General features: G+C 73.2%; 12 protein-coding genes. 2 read left to right on the top strand and 10 right to left on the bottom strand.

Features of this window, described 5'->3' with window-relative positions; all coding sequences use genetic code 11:
* Nucleotides 1-14: 14 nt before the first annotated feature.
* The 9 genes from DJ010_RS13250 to DJ010_RS13290 all read right to left on the bottom strand — a co-directional run bounded on the left by DJ010_RS13250 (nt 15) and on the right by DJ010_RS13290 (nt 9,946).
* Entirely contained in the window at nt 15-830 is an 816-nt protein-coding gene (locus tag DJ010_RS13250; protein ID WP_109694417.1) for a tyrosine-protein phosphatase, read from the bottom strand.
* 18 nt (nt 831-848) lie between these two features.
* Entirely contained in the window at nt 849-1,658 is an 810-nt protein-coding gene (locus DJ010_RS13255; RefSeq protein ID WP_245927528.1) for a DUF1295 domain-containing protein, read from the bottom strand.
* A complete protein-coding gene (locus tag DJ010_RS13260) occupies nt 1,652-2,914 on the bottom strand; it encodes a class I SAM-dependent methyltransferase (RefSeq protein ID WP_109694419.1) in 1,263 nt (420 codons plus the stop codon). The genes DJ010_RS13255 and DJ010_RS13260 overlap by 7 nt, the downstream gene beginning before the upstream one ends.
* Nucleotides 2,911-4,209, bottom strand: coding sequence for an SAM-dependent methyltransferase (locus DJ010_RS13265; RefSeq protein ID WP_109694421.1), 1,299 nt, complete (start codon nt 4,207-4,209; stop codon nt 2,911-2,913). Before DJ010_RS13265 ends, DJ010_RS13260 begins: the two co-directional genes overlap by 4 nt.
* A complete protein-coding gene (locus DJ010_RS13270; protein WP_109694423.1) occupies nt 4,206-6,227 on the bottom strand; it encodes an FAD-dependent oxidoreductase in 2,022 nt (673 codons plus the stop codon). Before DJ010_RS13270 ends, DJ010_RS13265 begins: the two co-directional genes overlap by 4 nt.
* A gap of 9 nt (nt 6,228-6,236) precedes the next feature.
* Nucleotides 6,237-6,986 (bottom strand): anti-sigma factor, encoded by a 750-nt coding sequence (locus DJ010_RS13275; protein WP_109694425.1) that lies wholly within the window; start codon nt 6,984-6,986, stop codon nt 6,237-6,239.
* A complete protein-coding gene (sigK, locus tag DJ010_RS13280; RefSeq protein WP_109694427.1) occupies nt 6,983-7,588 on the bottom strand; it encodes an ECF RNA polymerase sigma factor SigK in 606 nt (201 codons plus the stop codon). The genes DJ010_RS13275 and sigK overlap by 4 nt, the downstream gene beginning before the upstream one ends.
* Before the next feature lie 38 nt (nt 7,589-7,626).
* Nucleotides 7,627-8,340 (bottom strand): fasciclin domain-containing protein, encoded by a 714-nt coding sequence (locus DJ010_RS13285; protein ID WP_109694429.1) that lies wholly within the window; start codon nt 8,338-8,340, stop codon nt 7,627-7,629.
* Between the two features lie 97 nt (nt 8,341-8,437).
* Nucleotides 8,438-9,946: a molybdopterin-dependent oxidoreductase gene (locus tag DJ010_RS13290; protein ID WP_109694431.1), complete on the bottom strand. Its 1,509-nt coding sequence runs from the start codon at nt 9,944-9,946 to the stop codon at nt 8,438-8,440.
* Nucleotides 9,947-9,996: 50 nt separating this feature from the next.
* Between DJ010_RS13290 and DJ010_RS13295 the strand changes: the two genes are divergently transcribed.
* A complete protein-coding gene (locus DJ010_RS13295; RefSeq protein WP_109694433.1) occupies nt 9,997-10,767 on the top strand; it encodes an enoyl-CoA hydratase-related protein in 771 nt (256 codons plus the stop codon).
* A gap of 61 nt (nt 10,768-10,828) precedes the next feature.
* Here DJ010_RS13295 and DJ010_RS13300 read toward each other — a convergent pair whose 3' ends face one another.
* Nucleotides 10,829-12,373 (bottom strand): MFS transporter, encoded by a 1,545-nt coding sequence (locus DJ010_RS13300; RefSeq protein WP_211318778.1) that lies wholly within the window; start codon nt 12,371-12,373, stop codon nt 10,829-10,831.
* A gap of 65 nt (nt 12,374-12,438) precedes the next feature.
* Here DJ010_RS13300 and DJ010_RS13305 point away from each other — a divergent pair, with 65 nt between their 5' ends.
* A complete protein-coding gene (locus tag DJ010_RS13305; protein WP_211318779.1) occupies nt 12,439-13,023 on the top strand; it encodes a TetR/AcrR family transcriptional regulator in 585 nt (194 codons plus the stop codon).
* Nucleotides 13,024-13,028: the final 5 nt, after the last annotated feature.

The following is a 13,028-nucleotide window of genomic DNA, read 5'->3' on the forward strand; positions in this document are numbered from 1 at the left end:
GTCCTGCCGGAGGGCTACTCGGGCTCGCGGAGCAGGTCGCGCAGCGTCGCGACCGTGGTCTCGTCGAGCCCGAGTCCCTCGCGCAGGTAGGTCGCGCGGTCGCCGTACCTCGCCTCGAGGGCGTCGTAGCCCGACCGGAGGTACTCCGCGTCCACCACCAGCGTCGGCTCGAACGCGGCGACGTGCTCCGGTCCGGCGTGCTGGGCGATCTCGGCCTCGATCGCGGCGCGGCTGCCCGCGGAGAGCTCGTTGCTCAGCAGGTAGTCGGCCTCGATCGTGGCGTCGTCGACGCCGGCGACGTGGAGCAGCAGCGCCGCCACCCAGCCGGTGCGGTCCTTGCCGGCCGTGCAGTGGAACAGCTGCGGTCCGCCGGTGGCGAGCTGACGGAACAGCCCGCCGAACTCGCCGCGCACCCGCTCGTCCTCGACGAACCCCCGGTAGACGTCGTCCATCAGCGCGACGGCGGTCGCCCGGTCGCGCAGCTCGGCGACCTTGTCCATCGGGATGCCGGAGACGTCGAAGTTCTGCCACGGTGCGCCGGGGACCTCGACGTCGGGGTGATGGTCGATCTCCGCCCTCGACCGCAGGTCGAGCACTGCGCGCAGCCCGAGCCCGTTGACCGTGCCGTGGTCGGCCTCGGTCAGCCGCAGCGCGTTGGAGCGGTAGAACACGCCGCGGCGCACCCGGCCCCCGTCGGCCGTCGGGTAGCCCGGGCCCGCCACGTCGCGGAAGTTGTCGGCCGAGGCGAGCCGGAGGATCTCCTCGCCGGCGCTCGCAGGGCTCGGGGTGCTCGGAGTGCTCGGGCTCGAAGGGGTCGATGGGCTGGTCACCCGCCCGAGCGTAGGGGGCTAGGCCGAACGGCGAGGTGGCAGCGGGACGAACATCGAGGTGCGCGCCGCGTAGTCGCGGTACGCCGGGCGCTGCATCATCGTCCTCTCGAGCAGCCGCGCGCCGGTGGCGAAGACCAGGAAGTAGGTCATCATCACCGGAGCCACCAGGGTCACCAGCCCGACGCCCCAACCGGTCGCCAGCGCGCCGGCAAGCCAGGCGCCCCACCAGACGCAGGCGTCGCCGAAGTAGTTCGGGTGGCGCGTGAAGCGCCACAGGCCGGTGGCAAGCACCGGTGGCCGCTCGTCGCGGGGCCGCCGCCGGTAGGCCGCAAGCTGGGCGTCGCCGACGGCTTCGAAGAGGATCCCGACCAGCCAGAGCACGCCCCCGACGACGACCAGTGCCGGCCACGCGACCTCGCTGACGGCGCCGATCGTGACGGGCAGCGCCACCAGCCAGGCGGCCGCCCCCTGCACGAGGAACACCTTCCGGACGGCGACGCCCATCCCGACGTCGTCGAGCGGTCCGCCGAGCAGGAGCTCGTAGCGCGGGTCCTCTCCGCCGCTGCTGCGGCCGTGGATGTGCCACGACAGTCGGAGCCCCCAGACCCCGACTGCCGTGGCCAGCACCCACGCCCGCCACGCGGTGCCCTCGTCGAGCACCGTCGCGACGACCGCGGCGGCGATGGCCGCGAGGGCCAGCGCCAGGCCCCACGCCACGTCGACGACGACGACGCGGCCCTGCCGGCGGGCGACCAGTGCGGTCACCGTCATCACGGCGCCCGCCACCACCGCGACCACGGCCAGCGAGGTGAGGACGGCGGTCACCACGTTCGCTCCAGCGGCAGGTCGTGGCCGCCGTCGGGCCGCACCATCAGGATCTGGTCGACGCCCATCCGGCCGTCCCGGAAGGCCATCGAGCCGCCGACGAGGTAGAGCCGCCACACGCGGACCATCTCCTCCCCGACGAGCGCGGTGATCTCCTCGATGTTCTGCTCGAAGCGCTCGAGCCAGCCGGCGACCGTGAGGACGTAGTGCTCGCGCAGGGCGTGCACGTCGCGGACCTCGAGGCCCGCGGCCTCGAGCAGGCCGACCGTCGCCCCGACCGGCCGCATGTGCATGTCGGGCGCGATGAACGACTCGATGAACGGGCCGCCGCCCGGCCACCGGCCGGAACGCGACATCTGCTGCACGAGCACGCGCCCGCCCGGCCGCACCGCGGCGTGGAGCACGGAGGCGTAGGTCGGGTAGTTCCGCTCCCCGACGTGCTCGCCCATCTCGATCGAGGCGACGGCGTCGTACTCCGCGCGGGGTGCGGGCACGGCGTCGCGGTAGTCGCAGAGCCGGAAGTCGACGAGGTGGTCGACGCCGCGCCGACGGGCGGCGGCCTGCGCGAAGCGCTGCTGCTCCCGGGAGATCGTGACGCCGACGACCTGCGCACCGAAGTGCTCGGCGGCGTGCAGCGACAGCGACCCCCAGCCGCAACCGACGTCGAGCAGCCGCATGCCGGGCTCGAGCCCGAGCTTGCGGCAGACCAGGGAGAGCTTGGCGTGCTGCGCCTCCTCGAGGGAGACCCAGTGGCCGGTGTGGTACCCGCACGAGTAGGCCATCGACGGGTCGAGGACCAGCGAGTAGAAGTCGGCGGTCAAGTCGTAGTGGTGGCTGATCGCGCGCCGGTCGCGGTCCTTGCTGTGCAGCCGGCCGCGCACCTTGGCCTGGGTCTCCGGCGCCGCCGGGGGCGGGCCGACGACTCGCAGGCCGACTGCGGTCCGGACCGCACGCGCCAGCGCGGGGACCGACAACCGGCGCCCGCCGAGGCCGCGCTCGCGGGCGACGGTGAAGGCGTGGGTCAGGGCGGTGTCGAGGTCGCCGGGCACGTCGAGCTCGCCGGTCACGTAGGCCTGGGCCGCCCCGAGCTCACCCGGCTGCCAGAGCAGCCGGCGGAGCGCGTCGGGAGAGCGGATCTCGACGCGGGGGGCGTCGTCCGGGCCCGCGGCAGACCCGTCCCACGCGACGAGGCGCACCGGCAGGTCGCCGCCGACGAACGGGGTCAGCGCGTCGGCGAGGCGCTCCGCGACGGCGGTCATCGCGGGTCCTTCGCGAGCGTCAGCTGCTGGACGTCGAGGTAGCCGGACGCGAACCCCGCGCGGCTGTACTCCAGGTAGAAGTGCCACATCCGGCGGAACGTGTCGTCGAACCCGAGGGCCCGGACCTCGGGTGCGGCCGCCGTGAAGGTGGCGTCCCACAGCTGGAGCGTGCGGGCGTAGTGCCGCCCCAAAGACAGCGTGTCGGCGACGCGGAGCGAGGTCTGGCGGGCGGCCGTCTCCTCGATCGCCCGCACCGACGGCAGGGCGCCCCCGGGGAAGATGTACTTGGTGATGAAGGTGTGGGTGTCGCGGGTCGCGAGCATCCGGTCGTGCGGCATCGTGATCGCCTGCAGCGCGGCCCGGCCGCCGGGCGCGAGCACGTGGTCGAGGGTGCGGAAGTACGCCGGCCAGTACTGCCAGCCGACCGCCTCGATCATCTCGACCGACACGACGGCGTCGTACGCCTCGCGGGTGAAGGCCGTGTCGAGCAGTGCACGGTAGTCGCACAGCTCGACCTCGACCCGGTCGGCGTAGCCGGCAGCCGCGACCCGCTGCCGGGCCAGCGCCTGCTGCTCCACCGACAGCGTGATCGTGTGCACCGACGCTCCGCGCGCGGCGGCCCGGACGGCGAGCTCGCCCCAGCCGGTGCCGATCTCCAGCAACCGGGTGCCCTCGCCGACGCCGGCCTGGTCGAGCAGGCGGTCGATCTTGCGGTGCTGCGCGCCCGGCAGGTCCGCGGCGGTCGCCGCTGCCGGGTCCGCGAAGAGCGCGGCGGAGTAGGTCAGCGTCGGGTCGAGGAACAGCGCGAACAGCTCGTTGGAGAGGTCGTAGTGGTGGGCCACGTTGGCGCGGGTGTTGCCGCGGCTGCCTTCGTGGGAGCGCGGGACCCGGGTGACGACGGCCGAGCGCAGCGCCTGCAGCGGCCGCGGGACCAGGGTCGCCATGTCGCGCGCGAGGACGGTGAGGAAGTCGCCGAGGGCGGTCGGCGGGCCGTCGACGCCCTCGTCCCAGGCGCCGGTCAGGTAGGCCTCGCCGAAGCCGATCAGCTGGTCCCGCGCGATCCGGGCGAAGAACTCCTCCGGGCGGTTGACGTGGATGGCCGGTGCACCGCGGCCGCCGCGGCCGATCGTCTCGGCGGGGTAGGACGCGCCCGCCGCGACGTGCACCGTGACGTCGAGCCGGGAGACCGCCGAGCGGAACAGGCGACGGGCGATGCGCGCGGCCGGCCCGGCCTCGGGCGTCGGCTGGAGGTCGGGCCAGCTGCGGACGGGGTTCCGGTCATGGGTGATGGTCATCGGGCACCTTCTGGCTGAACGGGCTGGTCGGGCTGGTCGGGGCGGGGGCGGACCGGGAGGCGGCGGAGCCAGAGAACGATGCCGTGCATCCGGATGAGGGCGGCGCCGCGCAGGGCGGCGAGGGCGACCCGCGGTGGTCGCCGGGAGGGCGCACCGGTGACCGCGGCGGAGAACCGCACGCCGTCCTCGGTGTGGAGGGTGACGGCGACGGCGAGGCGGCCGCGGTCGCCGGGCGGGGGCGCGACCACGTCGTACCACCCGTCGGTGCCGTGGAACGGAGAGACGTACAGCGCCTTGTCGACCCGCCCGGCGCCGCGGGCGTCGGTGGGCACGAGGTAGGTGTGGCGGCCGCCGTAGGTGTTGTGCACCTCGACGACGGTCGCGTCCGCCGGACCGGTGGCCTCCCCGTCCCGCCAGCACCAGAACACGGTGATCGGGTTGAAGCAGTGGCCGAGCGCCCGTGGGTGCGCGGCCATCACGGCCCGCTCGTAGCGGTCGGTGTGGCCGTGCTGGGCGAGGAAGGAGTCCAGGCCCCCGCGGATCGTGGCGCCGCGTCCGTCGAAGTGGTCGCGGGCCTCGAAGCTGCCGCGCAGCCAGCCCGGGCGCCGCTGCGGCAGCCGGTCGAGGTCGACCACCCACAGGTGCGAGCGGTGCCGGAAGGTGCGGCGGAACGGTGCGCGCCGGGTGTGCGTGATCGTCGTGTCGTAGGCCGTCGGCGTGGACCCGCGCCGGGTCGGGGACCAGGGGAGCCCGAGGCCCTGGACGGCCTCGAGCCCGGACCGTGCGCCGTCCTCGTGGAAGCCCCAGCCGTGGTAGGCCCCGGCGAACCGGATGCGGGACGTGTCGGCCTCGTCGAGGCGGTCGCGGGCGGCGACCGACGTCGGGTCGTAGAGCGGGTGCTCGTAGTCGCGGCGCGCGATCACCGTCGACGGGTCGACGAGGTGCTCCCCGCCGAGGGTCACCAGGTAGTGCGTCGGCGTGGGCAGCCGCTGGAGCCGGGTCAGGTCGTAGGTGACCTGCACCGAGCCCTGGTTGATCGCGGGGCGCCGGAAGTTCCACGACGCGTGGGCGCGCTGGGACCGCGGCAGCAGCCGGGTGTCGGTGTGGAGCAGCGCGGTGTTGCGGGAGTACGGGATCGACCCGAGCAGCTTGCGCTGCACCGGGGTCGGGTCGGTCAGCACGGCCAGCGCCTGCGCCGGGTGGGTGGCGACGACGACGGCGTCGTAGACCTCCGTGCCGGAGGCGGTGTGGACCGTCACCGAGGTGTCGCCCTCCGCCACCCCGGTGACGGCCGTCCCGGTGCGGATGCTCCCGCCGGCGGCCTCGATCGCGGCCGCGACCCGGTCGACGTAGGTCCGCGAGCCGCCGCTGACCGTGCGCCAGGTCGGCGACCCGAAGACGCCGAGCATCCCGTGGTGCTGCAGGAACGTGAACAGGTAGGCGGCCGGGTAGTCGGTCGCGACCGTCGGGTCACAGGACCAGACGGCCGCGACCAACGGCTCGACGAAGTGCCGGCGGAAGTACGGCGTGAAGCCGCCGCCGTCGAGGAACTGCCGCAGCGTCAGGTCGGCGATGTTGGAGCCATCTCCGTTCTGCGCCAGCAGTCTCCGCGCCTCCCGGTGGAACCGCGGAACCTCGGTGAGCATCCGCAGGTAGCGCGGGTTGCGGAGGTTGGCAGCGGCCGGGAACAGGCCGCTGGGTCCCAGCGCGCCGGCCCACTCGAGGCCGGTCGCCTCGTCGCTGGTCGACAACGACATCTCGGACTCCTGGGTCTCGACGCCGAGCTCGGCGAAGAGCCGCAGGAGGGTCGGGTAGGTCCGCCGGTTGTGCACGATGAACCCGGTGTCGATCGCGAGGTCCCGGCCGGTGGCCGGGTCGTGCACGTCGTGGGTGTCGGCATGACCGCCGAGCCGGGTGTCCGCCTCGTAGAGGGTCACCGACGCCGTACGGGACGCCACGTAGGCCGCCGTGAGCCCAGCAACGCCGGACCCGACGACGGCGAGCCGTCGGGGAGTCATGGTGGCTTCTCAGGTCAGCTCGAAGACGTGCACCACCGGACCCCGCGGCTCGGGGGAGCCGCCGTCCGGCTCGAGGGTGATCCCGACGGCGACGGCGTCGCTCGCGTCGCCCTCGAGGAGGACGGTCGCGTCGCCGTCGTCGGGCATCAGGCCGGCGGGGATCATGTCCACGCCGTCCGTCGAGAGCCACAGCTCGTAGACCTTGCCCTCGGGCGCGAGCGCCATGTCCTCGGTGAGGATCACCGCGCGGCCCTCGGACCGGGAGACGACCACGGTGGCGACGGACCCGTCGGGAAACTCCTGCGCGACCTTCTCCGCGTCGGGGGCTTCCAGGACGCGCTCGGTGGCCGTGAGCTCGGGCGCCGGCTCCGTGTCGTCGGCCCACGGACGCAGCGCCACCGTGGTGACCAGGGCGACCAGGACCAGGGCGGCGGCGACGAGCAGCGGACCGGTGGTGGTGTACCAGGGACGGCGTCGTGGGGCAGCCGGCTGGTCGCGGTCGATGAGCGGCGGCAGCGGCCGGATCGACTCGATGCCGGCGAGCACCTCCGCCCGCAGCCGGGCCGGCGGCTCGACCGGGTCGACCGCGAGCGCGGCGGCGGTCTCGCGCAGCGTCTCGACCTCGACCTGGCAGTCGGGGCAGGACCGGAGGTGGGCCTCGAAGCGCGCCCGCTCGACGTCGTCGAGGGCGTCGACGGCGTACGCGCCGGAGAGCGCGTGGGCGTTCTCCCAGTCGGGCTGGGTGAGGTGATCGTTCATCGTCCTACTCCGATTGTGTCGCGGAGCCGGATGAGGCCGTCGCGAATCCTGGTCTTTGCCGTCCCTACCGGCAGGTCGAGGAGCGAGGCCACCTCGGTGTGCGTGTAGCCGCCGAAGTAGGCGAGCTCGATCGCCTCGCGCTGGACGGGTGTCAGCGCCTGCAACGCGGCCCGTACCCGGCGGGCCTCGAGCGAGGCGGTCGCGGCCTCCACGGTGGTGTCGACCTCGACCGTCTGGTTCTGGTGGTGGTACGTCGACTCGCGCCGCCCCGCCGCCTCGGCGCTGCGGACCCGGTCGACCGCCTTGCGGTGCGCGATCGTCAGCAACCACGAGACCGCGCTGCCGCGGGACGGGTCGTACCTGCTGGCGGTGCGCCAGATCTCGAGGAAGGCCTCCTGGGTGACCTCCTCGGCCTGGGCCGGGTCACGGACGACGCGGAGAGCGAGGCCGTGGACGCGGGCGGCGCTGGCGTCGTACAGCTCGGCGAACGCGGCGCGGTCGCCCCGGGCCGAGCGCTGCAGCAGCGCGGCCAGGTCGGGACCGGCGCCGGCCGGCGACCCCGCGTGGGGGTCGCCGGCCGGTGCGGGAACACCGGGTTCCATGAGGTGATCCTTCCGTGTTCTTCGCGATCAGGCGAGGGTCACTGGACCCCGGTGAGCACCTTGTCGATCACGTACACGGTCGCGTTCGCGGTCGGGATGTTGCCGCAGAGGACGTTGGCGGTCACGGTGCCGTCGGTGACGGTCATGCCGTTCTCGTCGCCCTCGATGGTGAGCGTGTCGCCCGCGAGGGTGTCCTTGTCGCCGGCCACCGCGGTCACGTCGGCGTTCTCACCGAGCACGTGGTGGGCGAGGATCGTGTAGAGGGTGCTGTCCTGGCCCTTCTGGCCGGCCTCCTTGAGCAGGCCGTTGAGGTCCTTCGGCGGGATCTCCTCGAAGGCGCCGTTGAAGGGCGCGAACACCGTCAGCGCCTCGGCGCCGTTGAGGGTGTCGCCCAGGCCCTCGACCGCGCCGACCGCGGCGACGAGGGTGGAGAGCAGCGGGTTGTTGCTGGCCGCGGTGGCGACCGGGTCCTGGACCATGCCGTCGAAGGAGCCGGCGCCGTCGGTGGGCACCTGGTTGCAGGCGTCACCGAACGTCTGGGCGGCGGGGTCGGAACCCGCGTCCTCGCTCATGTCGTCGGAGCCCATGTCCTCCGAGGCGCCGGTGTCCTCCGAGGTCTCGGAGCTGGTGTCGCCGCTGCTGCTGTTGTCGTCGCCGGAGTCGCTGTCGTCGCCGCACGCGGCGAGGGTGACGGACAGGGCGAGCGCGGTGACGGCGACGCCGGCCCGGCGGCGCAGGGTGTTGATCCTCATGATCGTGGTGCCTTCCGTGTCAGGGGGGTGGTGCCTTGGGTGATGTCAGGGATTCGTCGCGGTCGCCGGAACGGATGGGTGCGGATCGACGCGGATCTCAGGCGACCTGGACGATGAGCTCGTGGAGACCGCTGGCGCCGTCGGGGAAAGGCTCGGCCCGCTCGGTGACCTGCTCGTCGCCGTCGCCGGAGACCGCACGGACGGCGATGTTGTGGGACCCGCTGGGTGCGTCCCAGCGGAAGAACCACTGGCGCCAGTAGTCGTCGCCCCCGTCCGGCCCGAGGTTGGCGTCCTGCCACGGTTCGTCGTCGATCCGGACCTGCACCTTGCCGACCCCGCCGCGCTGCTGGGCCCAGGCCACACCGCCGATCACCACGTCGCCGGCGTCGACCTCGGCCAGGGCCTTGGGGGTGTCGATGCGGGCCGAGAGCTTGATGGGGGCGTCGGTGGCCCACTCCCGCTGGGTCCAGTACGCCTTCTGGTCGTCGTACGTCGTCAGGGTGAGCCGGGTGAGCCACTTGGTCGCGCTCACGAACCCGTAGAGCCCGGGAATCACCATCCGCACCGGGAAACCGTGCTCCCGGGGCAGCGGCTCGCCGTTCATGCCGACGCAGATCATCGCGTCACGACCGTCGGTCGCGAGGTCGAGGGGTGTGCTGATCGTCATCCCGTCGAAGTCGGTCGACAGGATCTGGTCGGCGCCCGTGCTGCCGATGCCGGCCAGGTCGAGGACGTCCTTCAGGGGCACGCCGAGCCAGCGGGCACTGCCGACGTACTCGCCGCCGACGCTGTTGGAGACGCAGGTGAGGGTGATGTCGCGCTCGATCATCGGCATGTCGAGCAGCTCGTCGAAGGTCAGGGTGACCTCCTGGTCGACGTCGCCGTCGATCGTCAGCGTCCAGTCGTCGCTGCTCACGACCGGTGTGTCGAGGCGGGTGTCGACGCGGTAGAAGTCGTCGTTGTCGGTCCGGAACGGCGTGATGCCGGGGACCTGGTCGTCCAGCCCGCGGGGGAGCGGCTGCGCCGGATCCGCGGGGTCAGGGAGCGCGACGTCCTCGGGACGGAGCCGAAGGCGGGTGATGACCTGGCCGCCGACGCCGCCGGCGACGGCGAGTCCGCCGAGGACGGCGGCAGCGATGAGCACACCCCGCCGGCCGTTGTCGGGCTCTCCGTCGGGAGCGCCGGCCTGCTCACGGGCGAGCCACGTCAGTGCAGCGACGGCACCGACTGCAGCGACCAGGCTCGGCCCCAGGTCGAGGACCGTCGCCTCAGGCCTGGTCACCACCGCGACCGCAGCGATCACCACGAGCGCGACGAGCAGGCCGGCGCCGTACAGGGGGCGGCGGCGGGCCAGCAGCCCGGCCGCCGCGGCGAGGACGAGCACGCCGGCCATGACCGACCCGACCAGGATCGGCTTGTCGGCCGACCCGAACGTGCGGATCGCCCACTCCTTGACGGGAGTGGGCGTCAGGTCGATGACCGCGGCGCCGACGGCGAGCACCGGCGAGGTGTCCGCATCGGTGAGCGCGGCGACGGCGTGCGCGAGCCCGAGCCCCGTGAGCGTGGCGAGGACGCCGAAGGCCAGCCAGGGAAGTCGGGTTCTCATAGGGGTGGTTCGGTGCGGCGGGCGTGCTGGATGGGGTATTGGATAGGGCCATGGCCGATGCTGCTGACCCCGTGACCGAGCTCGTGCACTACGACGTCGCCGACCGGGTCGCGACGATCACCCTGGACTCCCCGCACAACCGCAACGCCCTCTCGCGCCAGCTCGTGACCGAGCTGCTGGACCGGCTGGCGCGGGCCGACGGGGACCCCGAGGTGCTCGCGGTGGTGCTGCGGTCGTCGGGCCGGGTGTTCTGCTCCGGTGCGGACCTCTCCGAGGCATCGACGACGCCGATGGAGGAGGGCGCGCGGGCGATGGTGGAGATGCAGCGCACCATCGTCGCGCTCGGCAAGCCGGTGGTCACCGTCGTGGTGGGCGCGGCCCGCGCGGGCGGCATCGGGATCGTCGCCGCCTCCGACCTCGTGCTCGCCGCCGAGGACGCGACCTTCGCGCTGACCGAGGTCAAGCTCGGGCTCGCCCCGGCCGTCATCTCGCTGACCGTCATGGCCCGGCTCACCCCGCGCGCCGCGGCGCTGACCGCTCTCGGCGGCGAGGTCTTCACCGGCGCCGAGGCGGTCGGCATGGGCCTGGTCACGAAGGCGGTTCCCGCCGACCAGCTGGACGCCGCCGTCGCCGAGCTGTGCGGTCAGCTCACCACCGGTGCGGCGCAGGGGCTCCGCGAGACCAAGGCGCTGCTCAGTGAGCCGTTGCTCGAGCGCATCGACGCCGGCGCGGACGCGATGGTGACGCTCAGTGCCCGCCTCTTCGGCTCCGACGAGGCGCGCGAGGCGATGGTCGCGTTCCTCAGTCGCAAGAAGGGTTGACGCAACGGGGCAATCTGCTCTCGTTCCTGCCGAACCAGAGCAATTCGCCCCGTTGCGTGGGTCAGACAGGGGCGGGCTCGGCCTCCGCCTCCTCCGCCTTGGCCGCGTGGAACCTCCGCCCGGGCAGTGCGGCCAGCCCGGCGACCGCCGCGGCGAAGCACAGTCCCGCGACGACGACGCAGCCGACGGACAGCCCGGACAGGAACGACTCCTGCACGGCGTCCAGCAGCGTGGGGTCCGCGCCGGCCATGGCGACCGCGACCGGCACGGAATCGGCAGCGGTGTCGGCCTGGCCGGTCGCGCTGAACGCGCTGTCGACGAGGCGGGCACCGAAGACCGAGGAGAACACCGAGCCGATCACCGCGACACCGAGGGTCGCGCCGAGCTCGCGCGTGGCGTCGTTGACGGCCGAGCCCACGCCGGCGCGGGCCGGTGGGAGGACCAGCATGATCGACTCGGTGGCCGGAGTGGAGATGAGGCCCATCCCCAGGCCCATCAGCACCATCTGCGGCACGATCGTGGCCCAGTAGGACGTGTCGACGGCGACGCTCGCCGCGATCCACGCCATCGCCGAGCCGAAGAGGACCAGCCCGGTCACGACCACCACGCGGGTGCCGACCCGGGGGGCCAGGATCCCGCCCACCACCGAGGCGATCGCGATCGAGATCGCGACCGGCAGGATGCGCGCGCCGGTCGACAGCGGACCGAAGTCGCGGATCACCTGGAAGTACTGGGTGATGAGGAAGATGAAGCCGGACAGGGCGAAGAACGTGACGGTGACCGCTCCGCTCGCCGCGCTGAACCGGCGGTCGGTGAACAGCCGGACGTCGAGCATCGGGTGCTCGACCGCGCGCTCGACCGCGACGAAGACCGCCACGAGGACTGCTGACAGGGTGAACCCGAGCAGGGTGAAGGTGCTGCCCCAGCCGTGCTCCGGCGCCTCGATCACGGTGTAGACGAGGGTGCCGAGCATCGCCGTCGAGATGAGCAGGCCGCGCTTGTCGAGTGCCGGTACGGCGGGGTCGCGCGACTCGGGCACGAGCGCGAAGGCCAGCCCGGCGGCGACGAGCGCCAGCGGCACCAGGGCCAGGAAGATGCTGCCCCAGTAGAAGTGCTCGAGCAGGAGCCCACCGGTGACCGGCCCGGAGGCGACACCGACGCCGACGATCGCGCCCCAGCCCCCGAGGGCGGCCGCGCGCTGGCGGCGGTCGGTGAACGTGTTGGAGATGATCGACAGCGTCGTCGGGAAGATCAGCGCCGCGAACGCGCCCATCCCGAACCGGGCGGCGATGAGCGCGCCGGTGCTGGTGACCACCGCGCCGACCACGCTGGCGACGGCGAACCCGAGCAGTCCGATGATCAGCGCGGGCCGGCGACCGTAGCGGTCCGAGAGGCTGCCGGCGGCCAGCACCAGCGCGGTGAACGCGAGGTTGTAGCCGTCGACGACCCACTGCAGACCCCGGGTGCCGGCGTCGAGCTCGGTCGCGATGCTGGGGAGCGCGACGTTGACGATCGTGATGTCGAGGTTGATCGCGAGCGCCGCGACGTAGACGGCGACGAGGATCCCCGCCTTGCGGCTCCTGCTGGCCGCCTGCGATGTGGACACTGTCAACATACCTCCATGGTGCACGCTGATGTGGACGGTGTCAACATCGAGGTAGCATGCGCCGCGTGACCAGCTACCACCACGGCAACCTGCGCGAGGCGCTGGTGCAGGCGGCGGTGGGGCTCGGCCGCGAGAAGGGTCCCGACGGCATCGTGATCCGCGAGGTGGCGCGTCGTACCGGCGTCTCGCACAACGCCGCCTACCGCCACTTCGCCGACCGCGACGACCTGCTGCGCGAGGTCGCGAAGGTGGGGCACGACGAGCTGGCCGGGACGATGCGGTCGCGCGTGAAGCGGGTGCGGGTCACGGACCCCGTCGAGCGTGCCCGCCGGCGGTTGCGCGAGGTGGGCAAGGCGTACGTCGAGTACGCGCTGGCCGAGCCGGGACTCTTCGCCGTCGCGTTCAGCCACGTCTCCCTCGGCGACCTGAGCGGCCCCTACGAGCTGCTGGGCGCGGCCCTCGACGACTGCGTCGAGGCCGGCTACCTCCCGTCTTCGAAGCGCGAGGGCGCCGAGCTGAGCTGCTGGGCCGGTGTCCACGGGTTCGCGATGCTCTACAGCACCGGGCCGATGAGCGACGCGCCGCGCAAGCAGCGCGACGCCGACCTCGAGCGGCTGCTCGACCGGATCGACGACGGACTCAGCGGCTGACCCCG

The sequence above is a fragment of the Nocardioides silvaticus genome (assembly GCF_003160695.1).
Taxonomy (GTDB): Bacteria; Actinomycetota; Actinomycetes; order Propionibacteriales; family Nocardioidaceae; genus Nocardioides; species Nocardioides silvaticus.

What these genes read in the sequence shown, in the direction of transcription:
- DJ010_RS13260 (WP_109694419.1), bottom strand. Translation starts at nt 2,914, where the DNA reads ATGACCGCCGTCGCGGAGCGCCTCGCCGACGCGCTGACCCCGTTCGTC.
- DJ010_RS13265 (WP_109694421.1), bottom strand. Translation starts at nt 4,209, where the DNA reads ATGACCATCACCCATGACCGGAACCCCGTCCGCAGCTGGCCCGACCTC.
- DJ010_RS13270 (WP_109694423.1), bottom strand. Translation starts at nt 6,227, where the DNA reads ATGACTCCCCGACGGCTCGCCGTCGTCGGGTCCGGCGTTGCTGGGCTC.
- DJ010_RS13275 (WP_109694425.1), bottom strand. Translation starts at nt 6,986, where the DNA reads ATGAACGATCACCTCACCCAGCCCGACTGGGAGAACGCCCACGCGCTC.
- sigK (WP_109694427.1), bottom strand. Translation starts at nt 7,588, where the DNA reads ATGGAACCCGGTGTTCCCGCACCGGCCGGCGACCCCCACGCGGGGTCG.
- DJ010_RS13285 (WP_109694429.1), bottom strand. Translation starts at nt 8,340, where the DNA reads ATGAGGATCAACACCCTGCGCCGCCGGGCCGGCGTCGCCGTCACCGCG.
- DJ010_RS13290 (WP_109694431.1), bottom strand. Translation starts at nt 9,946, where the DNA reads ATGAGAACCCGACTTCCCTGGCTGGCCTTCGGCGTCCTCGCCACGCTC.
- DJ010_RS13295 (WP_109694433.1), top strand. Translation starts at nt 9,997, where the DNA reads ATGGCCGATGCTGCTGACCCCGTGACCGAGCTCGTGCACTACGACGTC.